15 protein-coding genes and 1 pseudogene are annotated in these 15,276 nt (G+C 72.2%); 6 read left to right on the top strand and 10 right to left on the bottom strand.

The annotated features are described in order from the left end of the window. Positions 1–18: 18 nt before the first annotated feature. Together O7632_RS22510 and O7632_RS22505 are read right to left on the bottom strand one after the other, a co-directional pair. Positions 19–1,074, bottom strand: a complete 1,056-nt coding sequence (locus tag O7632_RS22510) for a nitroreductase (RefSeq protein WP_278116981.1) — start codon at positions 1,072–1,074, stop codon at positions 19–21. A 16-nt stretch (positions 1,075–1,090) separates the two neighbouring features. After that, positions 1,091–2,224, bottom strand: coding sequence for a nitroreductase family protein (locus O7632_RS22505; RefSeq protein WP_278116979.1), 1,134 nt, complete (start codon positions 2,222–2,224; stop codon positions 1,091–1,093). 277 nt (positions 2,225–2,501) lie between these two features. Here O7632_RS22505 and O7632_RS22500 point away from each other — a divergent pair, with 277 nt between their 5' ends. Further along, the gene (locus tag O7632_RS22500) at positions 2,502–3,047 is read left to right on the top strand and encodes a cyclic nucleotide-binding domain-containing protein (protein ID WP_278116977.1); all 546 of its coding nucleotides are present in this window, start codon (positions 2,502–2,504) and stop codon (positions 3,045–3,047) included. Positions 3,048–3,242: 195 nt separating this feature from the next. Then, the gene (locus tag O7632_RS22495; protein WP_278116974.1) at positions 3,243–4,640 is read left to right on the top strand and encodes an NAD(P)-binding protein; all 1,398 of its coding nucleotides are present in this window, start codon (positions 3,243–3,245) and stop codon (positions 4,638–4,640) included. Here O7632_RS22495 and pflA read toward each other — a convergent pair. The 6 genes and pseudogenes from pflA to O7632_RS22465 form a co-directional block, all read right to left on the bottom strand. Further along, positions 4,627–5,460: a pyruvate formate-lyase-activating protein gene (gene pflA, locus O7632_RS22490; protein WP_278116972.1), complete on the bottom strand. Its 834-nt coding sequence runs from the start codon at positions 5,458–5,460 to the stop codon at positions 4,627–4,629. The genes O7632_RS22495 and pflA overlap by 14 nt on opposite strands. Before the next feature lie 5 nt (positions 5,461–5,465). Beyond that, complete coding sequence (gene pflB, locus O7632_RS22485; RefSeq protein WP_278116971.1) at positions 5,466–7,706, bottom strand: formate C-acetyltransferase; 2,241 nt, start codon at positions 7,704–7,706, stop codon at positions 5,466–5,468. A gap of 4 nt (positions 7,707–7,710) precedes the next feature. Beyond that, the gene (locus tag O7632_RS22480; protein WP_278116969.1) at positions 7,711–8,040 is read right to left on the bottom strand and encodes a universal stress protein; all 330 of its coding nucleotides are present in this window, start codon (positions 8,038–8,040) and stop codon (positions 7,711–7,713) included. 17 nt (positions 8,041–8,057) lie between these two features. Next, on the bottom strand, positions 8,058–8,516 hold the full coding sequence (locus tag O7632_RS22475; RefSeq protein ID WP_278116968.1) for a universal stress protein: 459 nt from the start codon (positions 8,514–8,516) through the stop codon (positions 8,058–8,060). Between the two features lie 206 nt (positions 8,517–8,722). Next, positions 8,723–9,013 (bottom strand): annotated as a pseudogene (locus O7632_RS22470) (helix-turn-helix domain-containing protein); the annotation flags it as partial. 291 nt (positions 9,014–9,304) lie between these two features. Further along, positions 9,305–10,168 (bottom strand): universal stress protein, encoded by an 864-nt coding sequence (locus O7632_RS22465; protein WP_278116966.1) that lies wholly within the window; start codon positions 10,166–10,168, stop codon positions 9,305–9,307. 180 nt (positions 10,169–10,348) lie between these two features. On the opposite strand from O7632_RS22465, the gene O7632_RS22460 reads away from it, so the two are divergent. The 4 genes from O7632_RS22460 (at position 10,349) to O7632_RS22445 (ending at position 12,888) form a co-directional block, all read left to right on the top strand. After that, entirely contained in the window at positions 10,349–11,023 is a 675-nt protein-coding gene (locus tag O7632_RS22460) for an HAD family phosphatase (protein WP_278116964.1), read from the top strand. 111 nt (positions 11,024–11,134) lie between these two features. Continuing rightward, complete coding sequence (locus O7632_RS22455; protein ID WP_278116963.1) at positions 11,135–11,371, top strand: helix-turn-helix domain-containing protein; 237 nt, start codon at positions 11,135–11,137, stop codon at positions 11,369–11,371. Further along, positions 11,371–11,952, top strand: coding sequence for a Clp protease N-terminal domain-containing protein (locus O7632_RS22450; RefSeq protein WP_278116961.1), 582 nt, complete (start codon positions 11,371–11,373; stop codon positions 11,950–11,952). The genes O7632_RS22455 and O7632_RS22450 overlap by 1 nt, the downstream gene beginning before the upstream one ends. Before the next feature lie 108 nt (positions 11,953–12,060). Then, entirely contained in the window at positions 12,061–12,888 is an 828-nt protein-coding gene (locus O7632_RS22445) for an SAM-dependent methyltransferase (RefSeq protein ID WP_278116960.1), read from the top strand. 127 nt (positions 12,889–13,015) lie between these two features. Here O7632_RS22445 and O7632_RS22440 read toward each other — a convergent pair whose 3' ends face one another. Both O7632_RS22440 and O7632_RS22435 read right to left on the bottom strand, forming a co-directional pair. Then, on the bottom strand, positions 13,016–13,822 hold the full coding sequence (locus tag O7632_RS22440) for an SAM-dependent methyltransferase (protein ID WP_278116958.1): 807 nt from the start codon (positions 13,820–13,822) through the stop codon (positions 13,016–13,018). Between the two features lie 70 nt (positions 13,823–13,892). Continuing rightward, a complete protein-coding gene (locus O7632_RS22435) occupies positions 13,893–15,098 on the bottom strand; it encodes an IS110 family transposase (protein ID WP_278111927.1) in 1,206 nt (401 codons plus the stop codon). Positions 15,099–15,276: the final 178 nt, after the last annotated feature.

Here is a 15,276-nt window from a genome sequence, read left to right as displayed (position 1 = left end):
GGAGACAGTCAAGGTCACTCACTCCTCAGGTTGGTCCGGCTCCGTCAGCCGTACGTCGCTGGTGTCCACCACCTGCGCGGCCGGCATCCGAGGGGTGTGCGGCGGTCCGGCGTGGTCGGCGCTGGAAATGCCGAGCCGCAGCACCAGGTACGGGTATCCGAGGTCGGCGAGAACACGGCGCAACGTCTGCCGGGTGCTGGTCACCTCGACCGCCCCGCTCAACGGGACCACCGAGACCCCGAGTTCGGTGGCGGTCAGCCAGGCCGCGGAGAGCGCCTCCCCGGCGGCCAGCCAGGACGCCGGCTCGTCGTCGTCACCGAACAGCAGCGCGTAGACGGCGGCCCGGTCGTGACCACCACCGACCGGCAGCGTGCCGGCCCGGCCGAAGTCGCGTCCCGGCACCGTGGTCTGCGCCGGCTGCTCCGGCAGCACGGTCTCCGGCAGACCGGTACCGTCCGGCAGGCCGGTACCGTCCGGCGCGGCCAACCCCGTCCAGTAGGCCAGCTCCTCCCGGATCTGCGGATCCTCGGAGGTGACCTCCTCGGCCCGGCTGGCGGCGGCGGCCAGCAGCATCACCTGGTCAGAGCTGAGGATCTGCATCCGTACGGTGGAACCGGCGGCCGCCGCGATCGCGGTGACCGACGCCACCGGCAGCGGCTCGTCGCTGACCGGCCGGCGGTCGGTGTGCCGGACCTGCATCGCCTGCACCAGCCGCATCGTTTCCGGCTGGACGGCGATCCGGCCGGTCGGCCGGACGACGGCGAGCAGATCGGCGGCGTCAGGGTCCGGCAGCCGGTCCACCTCGGCGCGCACGCCCCGGGCGGCCAGCGCGATCCGGGCGTGGTGCAGCGCGGCACCGCAGCTGAGGGTCAGCAGCCGGCCGTCGGAATCGGTGGCCGGCAGCTGGCGGTCACGCGCCGCGAACAGCTCCAACCGGTCGGCCCGGACCCGCCACTGCCACGGCTGGGTGTTGTGCACCGACGGCGCGTAGCCGGCCGCGCCAGCGGCCTCGGCGAGCATGACGGCGATCGGCCGGTCCCGGTCCGTGGTGTCGGTCGTCGTCGCGTCGTCCATCAGGCGCCCCTTCTGGTCAGGTCTGCTGCCGGGCCGCGCGACTGTCGGGCGGCCCGGAGCGGGATTCGGACCCGATGCGCTTCCGTTCCCGCTCCGGGACAGATGTAACACCAGTCCGGGCACCGCCGCTACGGCGGTCACCGACGGGCACCGGTAGACCGACCGGCGGGTCGAGCAGCTCGGCCACCGGGCGGCGCGGCACCGGCGGGCTCAGCGGACCGTAGCCGATCCGGACGATCGCCTGCGCCCGCCGACCGTCGTCGCGCCCGCCGAGCAGGTCCCGAAGTTCCGGGAACTCCAGCGGCTGGGTCAGCAGCGTGGTGGACAGTCCGCGTACGGTCGCGGTCAGCAACACCCGCTGCAGCGCCTGCCCGGCCCGCAGCCAGTCCCGGGGGCCGTCGCCGACGGTGTAGAGCACCGCCAGCGTCGGTTCGGTCTCGAACGCGGCGACCCGCCGCCGGGCCGGCCAGACCAGCCCGAAGTCCCGGACCGGCACCGAGCGCGGCACCGGCCACGGCCCGAACGCCTGTGGCGGTACGCCGTCGAGGCGGCCCGGTCGGTCCCGGGTCCAGCGCTCCAGCTCGGTCCAGTACGCCGGATCCGCCCGACGACGGTCCTCGGCGCTGCGGATCAACGCCAGCACCGAGTCGAGCACCATCGGGTCGACCATCGCCAGCTGTCCGTGTTCGGTGCGCGCGGCCGCGACGAGTTCGTCACTCACCTCCGGCGGGACCGGCAGCTCGGCGAACGGACGCCGATTCGTCCGGCGGTGCGGGATGGCCCGGGCGAGCAGTCGTACCGTCTCGTCGGTCTCGGTGACCGGACCCACCGTGATCCGGGCCAGCAGGTCCGGGTCGTCCGGGGCCGGCAGCAGCCGCAGCATCGGCACCCGGCCGTGGGCCAGCATCGCCACCCGCAGGTTGAACACCGCCGCCCCGATGCTGATCGTCAGCTCCCGGCCGGTCGGGTCGACCAGGCCGGCCTGGCGGCTGCGGTCGGCGAGGACCTCCACGCCGACCTCCACCCCGTCCTGGTGTGGTCGGAACCGCCACGGCTGGCTGTTGTGCACCGACGGCGCCGCCGCGGCGGCTTCCAGACAGGCCGCCATCAGCGGTCCCGGCTGCTCGGTCCAGACCCAACCGGTGTTCATCTCCACCCACCGTCCCTCTTCCCCGTCCGGCCGGGACGTCGCACCGGTGCGGCCGGGATCATCGCTTCGTGCCTGGCTGTGCCTGCCTTCCTGGCTGTGCCTGCCTTCAGCCTCGTCCGATCGAGGCCGGCGGGGCAGGGGCGAAACGCCGCGCGTGCGGGGGGCGCGGGTCCCGTGGCACCGGGACCTCCGGCCCTGGTGTCGACGCTGCCGACAGGGCTGCGATAAGGGATATCGACGCCACGCCGGTGGATCGAGCGGCGACACTGGAGGAGCGATGATCCGTACGATTGATCTGCTCGACTCCCACCCGTTTCTGGCCGGGCTGCCCCGACCCTGGCTGGAACGGCTGTCCTACCAGGCGCGACCGGGAGTGCGGCACAGCGGACAGCGGATCTTCCAGGAAGGTCACCGGGCCGACCGGTTCTGGCTGTTGCGGTCCGGGCAGGTGGCGCTGGACTTCCACGTGCCGGGCCGGGGTGACGTCGGGATCGAGACCATCGCCGCCGGCAGTGTGCTCGGCTGGTCGTGGCTCTTCCCGCCGTACCAGTGGCAGTTCGGCGCGGTCGCGGTCGACCGGACCCTGATGATCGAGTTCGACGCGGCCGGGACCCGGCGGCTGATCAGCCAGGAAGAGGCGCTCGGCCGGGAGTTGACCACCCGGTTCATGCAGGTGGTCGTCGACCGGTTGCACGCCGCGCGGAGCCGGCTGATGGAGCTGTACGGGTACCCGCCCGGCCCGGGCGCGGACGGCGCCGCCGACGGTCGAGTTGTCGGCGGACCGACCGTCGGCGGCACCGGCGGACAGGTCATCGGCGGCTAGACACACCCGCTGTGCGCATCTTCGTGGTCGCTTCGTCGTTGGACGCGTGTCTGCCGAGCCGGAGCTCAGCGCGCGGTACCGCATGATGCTCTGCGCCGACAAGCATCGACCTCGCTGTTGGGTGACGGGTGTGACTCCCGGTCCTCCCGACCCGTGTGCTCCTCGGCCGGCTGCCACGTCGTCGCGAGGAGACAGATGACCATCGACTACGTCAAGCACCACGCCGACCGTTCGTCCGCCGACCGGCGGCTGCCGGTGGCTGTGATCGGGGCCGGTCCGGTCGGGCTGGCCGCCGCCGCCCGGCTCGTCGAGCTGGGTGCCGTCCCACTGGTGCTGGAAGCCGGCACCACGGCCGGCACCACGATCCGCAACTGGCAGCACGTGCGGCTGTTCAGCGCGTGGCACCGCAACGTCGACCCGGTGGCCGCGCGGCTGCTCGACGCCGGCGGCTGGCGTACGCCGGCACCGGGTGACCGGCCGACCGGGGCCGAGCTGATCGAGGACTACCTGCTGCCGCTGGCGCGATCGCCGCAGCTGGCGCCGTGGATTCGCTACGGGTGCCAGGTGATCGGGATCGGCCGGCTCGGCCTGGACCGTACCCGTGGCGCCGGGCGGGCGACGACGCCGTTCGTGCTCCGCCTCGCCGACGGCACCGAGCACCTGGCCCGGGCGGTGATCGACACCACCGGCACCTGGGACACGCCCAACCGGCTCGGCGGCGACGGGCTGCCGGCGATCGGCGAGCCGGCGGCGGCCGACCGTCTCGACTTCTCCCTGCCCGACGTGCTGGGTACCGACCGCGACGCGCACGCCGGCCGGCACACCGTCGTCGTCGGAGCCGGACACTCGGCGGCGAACACGCTGCTCGCGCTGGTCGAGTTGGCCCGCCGGCATCCGGGTACCCGGGTGACCTGGGCGGTGCGCCGGGCCGGTACGGACCCGGTGCTGCCGCGCGGTGTCGGCGATGTCCTGCCCGCCCGCGCGGCGGCCGGCACCGACCTGCCCCGGTTCATCGCCGCCGGTCTGATCACGCTGGCCAGGGGATTCGTCACCCACCGGGTGGAGACCGTCGGCGACCGCCGGCCGGCTCACGACCCTCGGGTGCGCCCGGCCCACGATCCGCAGGTGCGGTTGGTGGCCCGCGACGGGCGGACGATCGACGCCGACCGGGTCGTCGTGGCGACCGGATTCCGCGCCGAGCACCGGATCGCGGCCGAGTTGCGGCTGGACCTCGATCCGGTGCTCGGCACGAGCCGGGGGCTGGCCACCCTGATCGATCCGGAACGGCCCCGGTTGCCGTGGTCCGGGCCCCCGCCGCACGGGGTGGCCGAGCTCAGCCACCCCGAACCGGACTACTTCGTCGCCGGCGTCAAGAGCTACGGTCGGGCCTCGGCGTTCCTACTGGCGACCGGGTACCGCCAGGTGGAGGCGATCACCCTGCACCTCGCCCGCCACGGGCGCGGCGGCACCGTCCACCGTCGCTGGTCGACGGGCCGCTGGACCGGGCCGTTGCCGATCACCGGGCACCCGGCTGACAGCATCACCGGGCACCGCGCTGACAGTCGCGCGTCCGGGTCGGTCAGTAGACGGTGAGGCCGCGCTCGCGGAACTGGCCCCGTACCCGGTCGAGTAGCGCCACGTCGGGTGGCGCGGTCCAGGCCAACGGGAAGTTCAGCCCGAGCTCGGCGTACTTGTGGGCGCCGAGCCGGTGGAACGGCAGCACCTCGACCCTGGCCAGGGTGGACAGGCCGGCCGCCACCTCGGCCACCCCGGCGACGTTGTCCACCGCGTCGGTCAGTCCCGGCACGAGCACGAACCGGATCCAGATCGGGATGCCGCGATCGGCGAGCCGCCGCGCGAAGCGTAGCGTCGGCGCGAGCCGCCCGGTCCGGGTCACCTGGCGATAGGTCGCCGGATCCGCCGACTTGACGTCCAGCAGCACCAGGTCGGTCAGGTCGAGCAGATCGTCGTCGGCGCGGGCACCGAGAAAGCCCGACGTGTCCAGCGCGGTGTGCAGGCCCATCGACCGGCAGCCCCGCAGCACCTCGCGGACGAAGTCCGGCTGCATCAGCGGCTCGCCGCCGCTGAGCGTGACGCCGCCGCCGGCGACCGAGATGAACCGCTGGTATCGCCGTACCTCGGCCAGCAGGTCGTCGACCGACATCGACCGGCCGCTACGCCGGTACCAGGTGTCCGGGCTGTGGCAGAACCGGCAGCGCAGCGGGCAGCCGGCGAGGAACGCGACGAACCGGGTGCCAGGGCCGTCCACTCCGATCGACAGGTCGAAGGAGTGGACCGCCCCGGTCCGGACCGGACGCCCGGTCCGGACCGGGCGTCCGGTCCGGACCGGGGCGCTCGCCCCGATCGGCTGGCGGGCCGTGGCCCCGGCCGGTTGGCGAGCCGTGGTCGTCATCGCGCTCACAGCCCCGTGTGGAAGGTCCGGGAGATCACGTCCCGTTGCTGTTCGGCGGTGAGCCGCACGAAGTTGACGGCGTACCCGGAGACCCGGATCGTCAGCTGCGGATACCGCTCCGGGTGTTCCATCGCGTCTTCCAGGGTGGCCCGGTCCAGCACGTTGACGTTGAGGTGGAACCCGCCGGCGTCGGTGTAGCCGTCCAACACGCCGACCAGGTTCGTCACCCGCTCCTGCGCGGTGCGGCCCAGACCCTCCGGGGTGACCGTGGTGGTCAACGAGATCCCGTCCCGCGCGCAGTCGTACGGCAGCTTCGCCACCGACAGGGCCGCGGCGACCAGTCCGTGCCGGTCGCGACCGTTCATCGGATTCGCGCCCGGTGCGAACGGTTCGCCGGCCCGCCGGCCGTCCGGGGTGTGACCGGTGTGCTTGCCGTACACCACGTTGGAGGTGATGGTGAGCACCGACAGGCTGTGCTCCGCGTCGCGGTAGGCCGGCTGCCGGCGCAGCTTCGCCATGAACGTTTCGACCAGCCACACCGCGATCTCGTCAGCCCGGTCGTCGTTGTTGCCGAAGCTCGGGTAGTCGCCGTCGACCGCGTAGTCGACGACCAGCCCGGTCTCGTCGCGCAACACCTTGACCCGGGCGTGTCGGATCGCAGACAGGCTGTCCACCGCCACCGACAGGCCCGCGATCCCGCAGGCCAGGAAGCGATGCACCGGGTAGTCGTGCAGCGCCATCTCCAGCCGCTCGTACGCGTACTTGTCGTGCATGTGGTGGATGACGTTGAGCGCGGTCACGTACGTCGCGGCCAGCCAGTCCATCGTCTTGTCGAACGCGGCCAGCACCTCGTCGTAGTCGAGGATCTCGCCGCCGACCGGCGGTGTCGCCGGGGCGACCTGTTCGCCGCTGATCTCGTCCCGGCCGCCGTTGATGGCGTACAGCAGCGCCTTGGCCAGGTTGGCGCGGGCGCCGAAGAACTGCATGTCGCGGCCGACCCGCATCGCCGACACGCAGCAGGCGATTGCCGTGTCGTCGTCGTACCAGGACCGCAGGGTGTCGTCGTTCTCGTACTGGATGGCGCTGGTGTCCAGCGACACCTGGGCGCAGAACCGCTTGAACCCGTCGGGCAGGGTCGGCGACCAGAGCACCGTCAGGTTGGGCTCCGGGGCCGGGCCCAGGTTGTACAGGGTCTGCAGGTAGCGGAACGAGGTACGGGTGACCAGCGTCCGACCGTCGGTTCCGGTGCCGCCCAGCGCCTCGGTCACCCAGGTCGGGTCGCCGGAGAAGAGCTGGTCGTACTCGGGGGTGCGCAGGAACCGGATGATCCGCAGCTTGATCACGAAGTCGTCGACGAGTTCCTGCGCGGCCATCTCGGTCAGCCGGCCCTCGGCGATGTCACGCTGCAGGTAGATGTCGACGAACGTGGCGGTACGGCCCAGCGACATCGCCGCGCCGTTCTGCTCCTTGGTGGCGGCGAGGTAGGCGAAGTACAGCCACTGGATCGCTTCCCGGCCGTCGACGGCTGGGCGGGTGACGTCGAACCCGTAGGACGCGGCCATCCGGACCAGTTCGCCCAGGGCGCGGATCTGCTCGGCCAGCTCCTCCCGGTCGCGGATCACGTCGTCGGTGGAGGGACGCTGGTCCAACGCGGCCCGGTGGGCGCGCCGTTCGGCGATCAGCCGGTCGGCGCCGTAGAGCGCCAACCGCCGGTAGTCGCCGATGATCCGACCCCGGCCGTACGCGTCCGGCAGGCCGGTGACGATGTGCGAGCGGCGGGCGGCCAGCACGTCCGCCGGGTAGGCGTCGAAGACCGCGTCGTTGTGGGTCTTACGGTAGGTGGAGAAGATCCGGTGTACGACCGGGTCGGGTTCGTAGCCGTACGCGTCCAGCGCGTTCTCCACCATCCGCAGACCGCCACCGGGCATGATCGCCCGCCGCAGCGGCGCGTCGGTCTGCAGCCCGACGATCAGTTCCCGGTCCTGGTCGATGTAGCCGGGGGCGTGGGCGGTGATCGTCGACGGTGTGCTCTGGTCGATGTCGTAGACGCCCCGGCGGCGTTCCTCGACGAACATCGCGCGGAGCTGGTCCCAGAGCGCGCTGGTCCGGGCGGTGGGGCCGGCGAGGAAGCCGGCGTCGCCGGTGTACGGCGTGTAGTTGTGCTGGATGAACGACGCCACGTCGATCGTGTCCCGCCAGTGCCGCCCCTGGAACGTCCGCCACGGGTCGCGGATCTGTTCAGCCATCACGTCAGCCTCCATCGAGTCGGGCCGCGCTCAGGCGGCCGTGCCGAGCGTGATCACGCTCGGCGGGGCGGTCGTGGCCCACGGCCCGTCGGGCCGTTGGTGGTGCCGTTGGTCGTCGGGCGGCAGTTGGTGCCGTTGGTCGTCGGGCGGCCGTCGGTGCCGTTGGTCGGTCGGCCGGTCCGGGGATGATCGGGCCGGCACCGGTCAGCCACTCGAAGGCGTAGGCGAGCTGGACCGGGGTTCCGGTGCGGACGGCCTCGGCCACCGCCCAGTCGACGGCGGCGTCGGCGCTGGCCGAGCCGTCGTAGCCGACCACGATCGGTCTGCTGGTCATGACGTCCTCCACTCGGGTCAGCCGACGGCCACGGCCCCGGCCGGTGCCGGGGTGGCCGGGGCGGGGACGGGAATCACCACGACCGGACAGGTCGCCTTGCGGATGCACTCCTCGCTGACCGAGCCGAGTACGGTGTGGTGCAGCCGGCTGTGTCCGTGGCTGCCCAGCACGAGCAGGTCGGCGGAGCGGGCGGCGAGGGTCAACACGTCGGCGGCGCGTCCCTCATGGACCTCGCCGACGACCGGCAGCGCCGCGCCGTGTCGGGCGGTCGACGCGGCCAGTTCCTGGTCGAGCAGCTTGTTGGCCCGTTGGCGTTCTTCGACAGGGCTGACCACGGTGCCGGAGTCCCAGCGCCACGCGGTCACCACTCGCAGCGTTCCGCCCCGGGTCGCGGCCTCCTGGGCCGCCCAGTCCAGCGCTCGGCGGGCTCCGTCGGAGCCGTCGATGCCGACGACGATCAGATGGTTGGCGTTCATCGTGCTCACTCCTTCGACTGCACCTGCACCCAGTCCATACCTGGCGCGGGGTGCGGCACAGATGCGAACGACCCGCCGTTGCGGGACTGGGGTCCTGCCGTCACGACGTGCGCCTGGCCGCCTTGGCCGCCCCGGTCACCGGCGCCGCCGTCAGCGCGGGCGGAGTCGTCGGTGGCGGTGGCCGCTGTGCCGTGGGGGCCGACGTCGGTGAACAGCGCGAGCAGCTCGCCGACTAGGTGGTCCCGTTCGGCCGGATGCCGGAACGGCACCATCGGGTCGACGGTGTATTCGTTGCGGCGGCCGACCCGGTGTCGGGTCAGATATCCGGCTTCCTCCAGGTCGGCCACGATGGTGTGCGCGGCCCGTTCGGTTATCCCGACCCGTGCCGCCACGTCCCGCAGCCGGGCCTGGGGGTCGCGGGCGATGGCGAGCAGCACGTGCCCGTGGTTCGTCAGCAAGGTCCAGGCCGGTAGGCGCAAGGTGTCGGGGGTTGTCACAGGGTAATCATATGAGTACCAATACGTGAACATCGTGCACATCGGTGACACCTCGTCGCCTACCCCGCCGGACCGTACGGACGGCCGCTCAGCGACCTCTCGCCACGGTGGAGCGGCCGGAGCCGGCCAGCCTGCTGGCCCGCAGCAGCCAGGCCCACCAGGGCCGAGGACCGTCGACGACGCGCGGCGGCCGGCCGGGCCGGTCGGGGACCGCCGTGGGCCGTTGGTCCCGGGGGCCGACCGCTGGTTTCCCGGGGGGCCGATCAGGCGGTCGCCGGGCGGATCGGGAGGTCAGTCGCCGACGGCCGGCGGCGGGGCGCATTCCCGGACGATCACCGTCGCGCAGCGGGCGTGGTGCAGCACGGCCTGGCTGACCGCGCCCAGCGGCACCCGCAGCGGGTGGTCGCCGCGCGCACCGACGACCACCACACCGGCGTCCGCCGACCGGTCGATGAGCACCCGTCCGGGCGCGCCGTTGACCACCTGCAGCCGTACGGTGACCTCCGGGTGTTTCTCCTGCCACGGTGCCACGGCCTCGGTCAGTTCGGCGTGCGCGACGGCCGAGGTGTCCGCCCAGCGCAGCTCGCTTTCCCAGGCCCGGACGACGGTCAGTTCGCTTCCGCGCTGGGCCGCCATGTCGAAGGCGAGTCCGAGTGCCCGTTCCGACCCGGCCGAGCCGTCCACCCCGACCAGCACCGGTCCGCCGGGATCGGGGCGCTGACCGCCCGGGGCCCGCGCGACCAGCACACTGCAGTCCGCCCGGGCCGCGACCTCCACGGCGAGCGCGTCCAGCGGCAGACAGGTCCATCGGGCGAGATCGCCGTCGCCGAGCACGACGAGCGACGCCATCCGGGATTCCCGCAGCAGTGCGGTGGTGGGTGTGCTCTCCGACACCTCGACGCTGACCTCGACGTCGGGGGCGACGTCGTCGACGAGCCGGGTCGCCTTTTCGAGGAGGTGCTGGGTGTCGGGGCGGTCGTCGCCGGCGCCGGTCGACGGCGCGTCGGCGGTCCAGTGCATCGCGTGCACCAGTCGCAGCGGGCGGTGCTGGACGGCGGCTTCCCGGGCAGCCAACGCGACGGCGGCCCAGGCGGACGCGGAGTCGTCGACGCCGACCGCGATCCGGTCCCGTACGGGCGTGGGGTGATCTGACATGGTCGCCCCTTTCTGCACTCTGCGCGTGTCGCGTGGCGCGACTCCGCGCGTGACGCGTGGCGCGGCCGGCGATGTGGTACGCCACACCGACGAGCCGCGACCGAGTGGGAGCTCGATTCGAGATTAGCCCGCGACCACCCCGCGCGGTGTCGATTCGCCCAGCCCAGGCAGGATGTGTTCATGATCTCCGCCGTGGTGTTCGACATGGATGGCGTACTCATCGACACCGAGCCCGTGTGGGAGGAGGTCCGCCGCGACTACGTCGCGCGGGCCGGCGGGCGGTGGCTGCCGGAGACCCAGAGCCGGCTGATGGGGATGAGCACCGGAGAGTGGTCGCGCTATCTGGATGACGATCTCGGCGTCGGTCGCGGCGCCGATCGGGTCGCCCAGGAGGTGATCGACCGGATGGCCGAGCGCTACCGCGCCGACCTGCCGTTGATCCCCGGAGCCGTCGCGGCGGTCCGCCGGCTCGCCGCCCGGTTCCCGCTGGCGTTGGCGAGTTCGTCGCCCCGCCAACTGATCGACCAGGTGCTCGCCAGCGCCGGCATCACCGACGCCTTCCAGGTGAGCGTGTCGACCGAGGAGTGCCGGGCCGGCAAACCCGACCCCGAGGTGTACGAGGTCTCGGCGCGGGGTCTCGGGATGCCCACCGACCGGTGTCTGGCGGTGGAGGACTCCAGCAACGGGCTGCGCTCGGCGGCCAACGCCGGCATGGTCGTGGTCGCCGTGCCGCATCGGGACTACCCGCCGGCCGAGGACGCGCTGGCGCGGGCCGCCCTGGTCATCGACGACCTGGCCGAGCTGACGGTGGACCGCGTGCTGTCGCTCGGCTCCGCCGGACCGACCGCCGGATAGCCGCCGGATAGCCGCCGGATTGCCGCCGGACCGACCGCCGGACACCCGGGGACAGCCGACCGCTGTCAACTCAGGTTGACGTGACGCGGGTTGTCAACGTAGATTGACGGGATGAGTCAGGCAACGGACCTCGCCGCCGCCGCCGGAAGCGCCGATCCGCTGGTCGGCCTCCGTGCGGTCGTCGCGCTGCGCCGGCTACTGGAGAGCCTCGAGGCCATCCAGGTCGACAACGCCCGTCGCCAGGGATGGTCCTGGCAGGAGATCGCCGACATCCTCGACGTCACCCGACAAGCCGTCCACAAGAAACACGCGGGACGACCCGCGGTCAGCCCGTCCGGGGAGGCATGATGTTCGAACGGTTCACCGACCAGGCCCGACAGGTGGTACGTGCCGCCCGCGCCGAGGCCGACCGGCTGCGACACCCGAGAGCCGGAGCCGAGCACCTGCTCGTCGCCCTGCTCGCCCACGAGAACGACCTCTGCGTACGAGTGCTGCGCGACGCCGGCGCCGACCTGGCCGACCTGCGGTCGCGGGCGGCGGACGCGGCCCGGGCGGCCGAGCCGACGACCGTACCGCTCGGCGAGGCCGACGCCGCCGCGTTGCGCGAGATCGGCATCGACCTCGACTCGGTACGCGCCGCCGTCGAGCGGACGTTCGGCGCGGGAGCCTTGCGGCCGCCGGAGCCGGCCCGGCGGCCCTGGTGGCGACGGACCGCCGGTGGCACCTTCACCCCACAGGCCCGCAAGATCCTGGAACTGTCACTGCGCGAGGCGCTGCGGTTGCGGCACCGGCACATCGGCACCGAGCACCTCCTGCTGGGCCTGCTCAGAGACGGTCGAGGACCGGCCGTCGCGGCCATCATGGCCGCCGGAGTCGATCCAGACACAGTGGATCACTGGGTGCGCAACGCCCTGCGGCCAGCCGCCTGAACGCCACCGGGGTGGGACGTTCCAGCCGGCACAGATCCTCTAGACTGCGGTCCGGTAGCGCTCCCAGCTGGCGCCCGTACGCCAGCCCGACAGCCGGAGGTCCTGACGATGAGCAGCGAGGAACGGGCACCGGTCGGAGTGGACACCACACGGCCGAGCGTGGCCCGGGTCTACGACTACTTTCTCGGCGGCAAGGACAACTTCGCGGTCGACCGGCAGGCTGCCCAGATGGCGCTGCAGGTGACCCCGGACGGGCCGGCGGCCGGCAAGGCCAACCGCGCCTTTCTGGGCCGGGTGATCCGGCACCTGGTCGCCAAGGAAGGAATCCGCCAGTTCCTCGACATCGGATCCGGGCTGCCCACCCAGGGCAACGTGCACGAGATCGCCCACCAGATCGACCCCGAGGTGCGGGTCGCCTACGTCGACAGCGACCCGATGGTGCTGGCACACGGCCGGGCGCTGCTCGGCAACTCGCCGTACACCACGGTCGTGCAGGCCGACGCCCGCCACCCCGAGCAGATCCTCGCCGACCCCGACGTCCGAGCGCTGATCGACTTCTCGCAGCCGGTCGGGCTGCTGCTCTTCGCCATCCTGCATCACATCAACGACGACGAGGACCCGAGCGGTGTCGCCGCGACCTTCCGCGACGCCGTCCCGTCCGGCAGCTTCATGGTGGTTTCGCACTTCCACAACCCGGGCGAGGCGCACCCGGAGGCCGCCAAGAAGGCGCTGACCGTGGAAAAGATCTTCAACCAGACGCTCGGCACCGGCCGGTGGCGCCAGCGCGACGAGATCCTCGGCTACTTCGGCGACTTCCAGCTGCTGGAGCCGGGCTTGGTGCCGGTCCCGGAGTGGCGTACCGACCCGGACGAGGAGCCGACGGCCCAGACCGACACCTACTACACCTTCGTCGGCGGGGTCGCCCGCAAACCCTGACCAGGTGACGAGTGGCGGCCGGTCGTAGACCTCAATCGAGGCCGGCCGGCCGGCCGCCGTCATAGCTGACCGGCGTCGGGACCGACCGGCGTCATGGCCGACCGGCGTCGGGACCGACAGCGACAGCTCAACCGATCCGGCCGACCCCGCCGAAAAGGTAGACCTCCGGCTCGTCGGAATCCGGGTCGGGCCGCCACCGCGAGCAGGTGACGACGCCGGGCTCCAGCAGGTCCAACCCCTCGAAGAAGCCTTCGAGCTCCACCCTCGTCCTCGCGCGGATCGGCGTACCGCCGCGCTCGGTGGTTTCCCGCATCACCCGCAGCATCGGCTCACCGTGGATCTCCGCAGTGGAGTGGGTGAGCACCAGGTAACTGCCGGCGGGCATGGCACGCACCAGGTGCGCGACCGAGCCGTACGCCACCTCGTCGTCCATGATGTGGTTGACGACGCCGAGGAGCATCAGCCCGATTGGCTGCGAGAGGTCGAGCGTCCGCCGCGCGGACTCCAGGATCGAGTCCGGCTGCCGCAGGTCGGCTTCGACGTAGTCGCAGCTGCCGTCCGGCGTACTGGTCAGCAGCGCCCGCGCGTGTGCCATGACGAGCGGGTCGTTGTCGATGTAGACCACCCGGCAGCGCGGGTCGAGGGACTGCGCGACCTCGTGGGTGTTGTCCGCCGACGGCAGCCCGGTGCCGACGTCGAGGAACTGACGGATGCCGGCGTCGGTGACGAGGAACCGGACCACCCGCTTGAGGAACGCGCGTTCGGCCTTGGCCCCGATCGGAATGTCCGGGATGTGGGCGATCACCTCGTCGCCGGCGGCCCGGTCGACCGCGAAGTTGTCCTTGCCGCCCAGCCAGTAGTTCCAGATCCGCGCCGAGTGCGGAACCGTGGTGTCCAGCTTGGAGCCTGAGGGAAGCTCCCGTTCCTCGGTCATGTGAGCATTCTTCCTCATTCGCGGGACGGCGACGCCAGCGGGGCGGTGGGGGGTGTCCCTATGGGTTCTGTCAAGCAGCGAGGCGGGGTTCGTCCGCCGGTTTGGGCTGGTATGGCCGTTGGGTGCGGAGCATGGCGTGGAGGACGTCGACGCGGCGGCGGGCGAGGCAGATGAGGGCGGCGTTGTGTTTCTTGCCCTCAGCGCGTTTGCGGTCGTAGTAGGCGCGGCTGAGCGGGTCGGCGAGAGCGGCGAACGCGGACAGGAAGAACGCGCGTTTCAGCTGCTTGTTGCCGCCCTTGGGTGGGTGTTCGCCACGGATGCTGGTGCCGGAGCGGCGGGTGACCGGGGCCAGGCCGGCGTAGGCGGCCAGGTGGCCGGGGGTGGGGAACGAGGTGCCGTCGCCGACTTCGAGCAGGATGCGGGCCGCGGTCCTGACGCCGATGCCGGGCATCGAGGTCAGGACCGGGGCAAGAGGGTGCGCATCAAGCATCCCTTCGACCTGTTCGGCGACCTTGTCGCGTTGGCGCAGCAGGTCACGCAGGTTGTCGGCGAGTCGGGGAAGGACGGTCTCGGCGGCGGTGGTGCCGGGAACCACGACGGTCTGCGCGTCGAGCGCGGTGAAGATCTGGTCGACCAGGCGGGCGCCCATGCGTGGCGCGCGGGCCTTGACGATCTCGGTGAGTTTCGCCCGGCCTGCCTTGCGGATGCCGGTGGGTCCGCCGCACCGCGAGATGGCTTCCAGGACGGCGGGGTGCTGCAGTTTCGGGCCGAGGACGCGTTCCAGGGGTGGGTGGATCTGGGTGAGCAGGCCCCGGATGCGGTTGGCGACGCGGGTGACCTCGCCGGCGAGGTCGTCGTCGTAGCCGACCATCACCTCCAGCTCGGCCAGGGCGTCGTCGCCGGTGTCGACCCGGCGCAGGGTGTGGGGCAGGGTGCGGGCGGCGTCGGCGATGACGTAGGCGTCGCGGGCGTCGGTCTTCGCGGTGCCGGGGTGCAGGTCGGCCAGGCGGCGCATGACCAGACCGGGCAGGTAGGCGACCTGGTGGCCGCAGGCGCGGGCGACCGCGACGGGCAGCGCGCCGATCGAGGCGGGCTGGTCGACCACGGCCAGGATCTGGCCGTGCCGGGCGAGTTTGTCGAACAGTTTCCGCAGCCCGGTTTCGGTGTTGGGCAGCGTCGCGTCGTGCAGCCGCTTGCCGTCGCGGTTCAACGCGACCGCGTGGTGTCCTTCCTTGCCGACGTCGAGTCCGATGAAGACGCCGAACCCGTCGTGCACAGCTTGCCTCCTCACGGCGATGGCCTGGCTCGGCCGCTGGTCATAGCGTCGGACTGCCGGCATCCACGTTACGGAGAGACCTACCCCACGACGGGGTGGCCGGGTCCCTATCAGCGGTCCGCCGACGCCACCCGGCTCGGCGACAACACCCCCCGGATCATGCGTACGACAGGGGCAT

The organism is Solwaraspora sp. WMMD406 (assembly GCF_029626025.1).
Taxonomy (GTDB): Bacteria; Actinomycetota; Actinomycetes; order Mycobacteriales; family Micromonosporaceae; genus Micromonospora_E.
The sequence above is the reverse complement of the archived record's forward strand: the minus strand, read 5'-3'. Positions and strand labels throughout refer to the sequence as shown.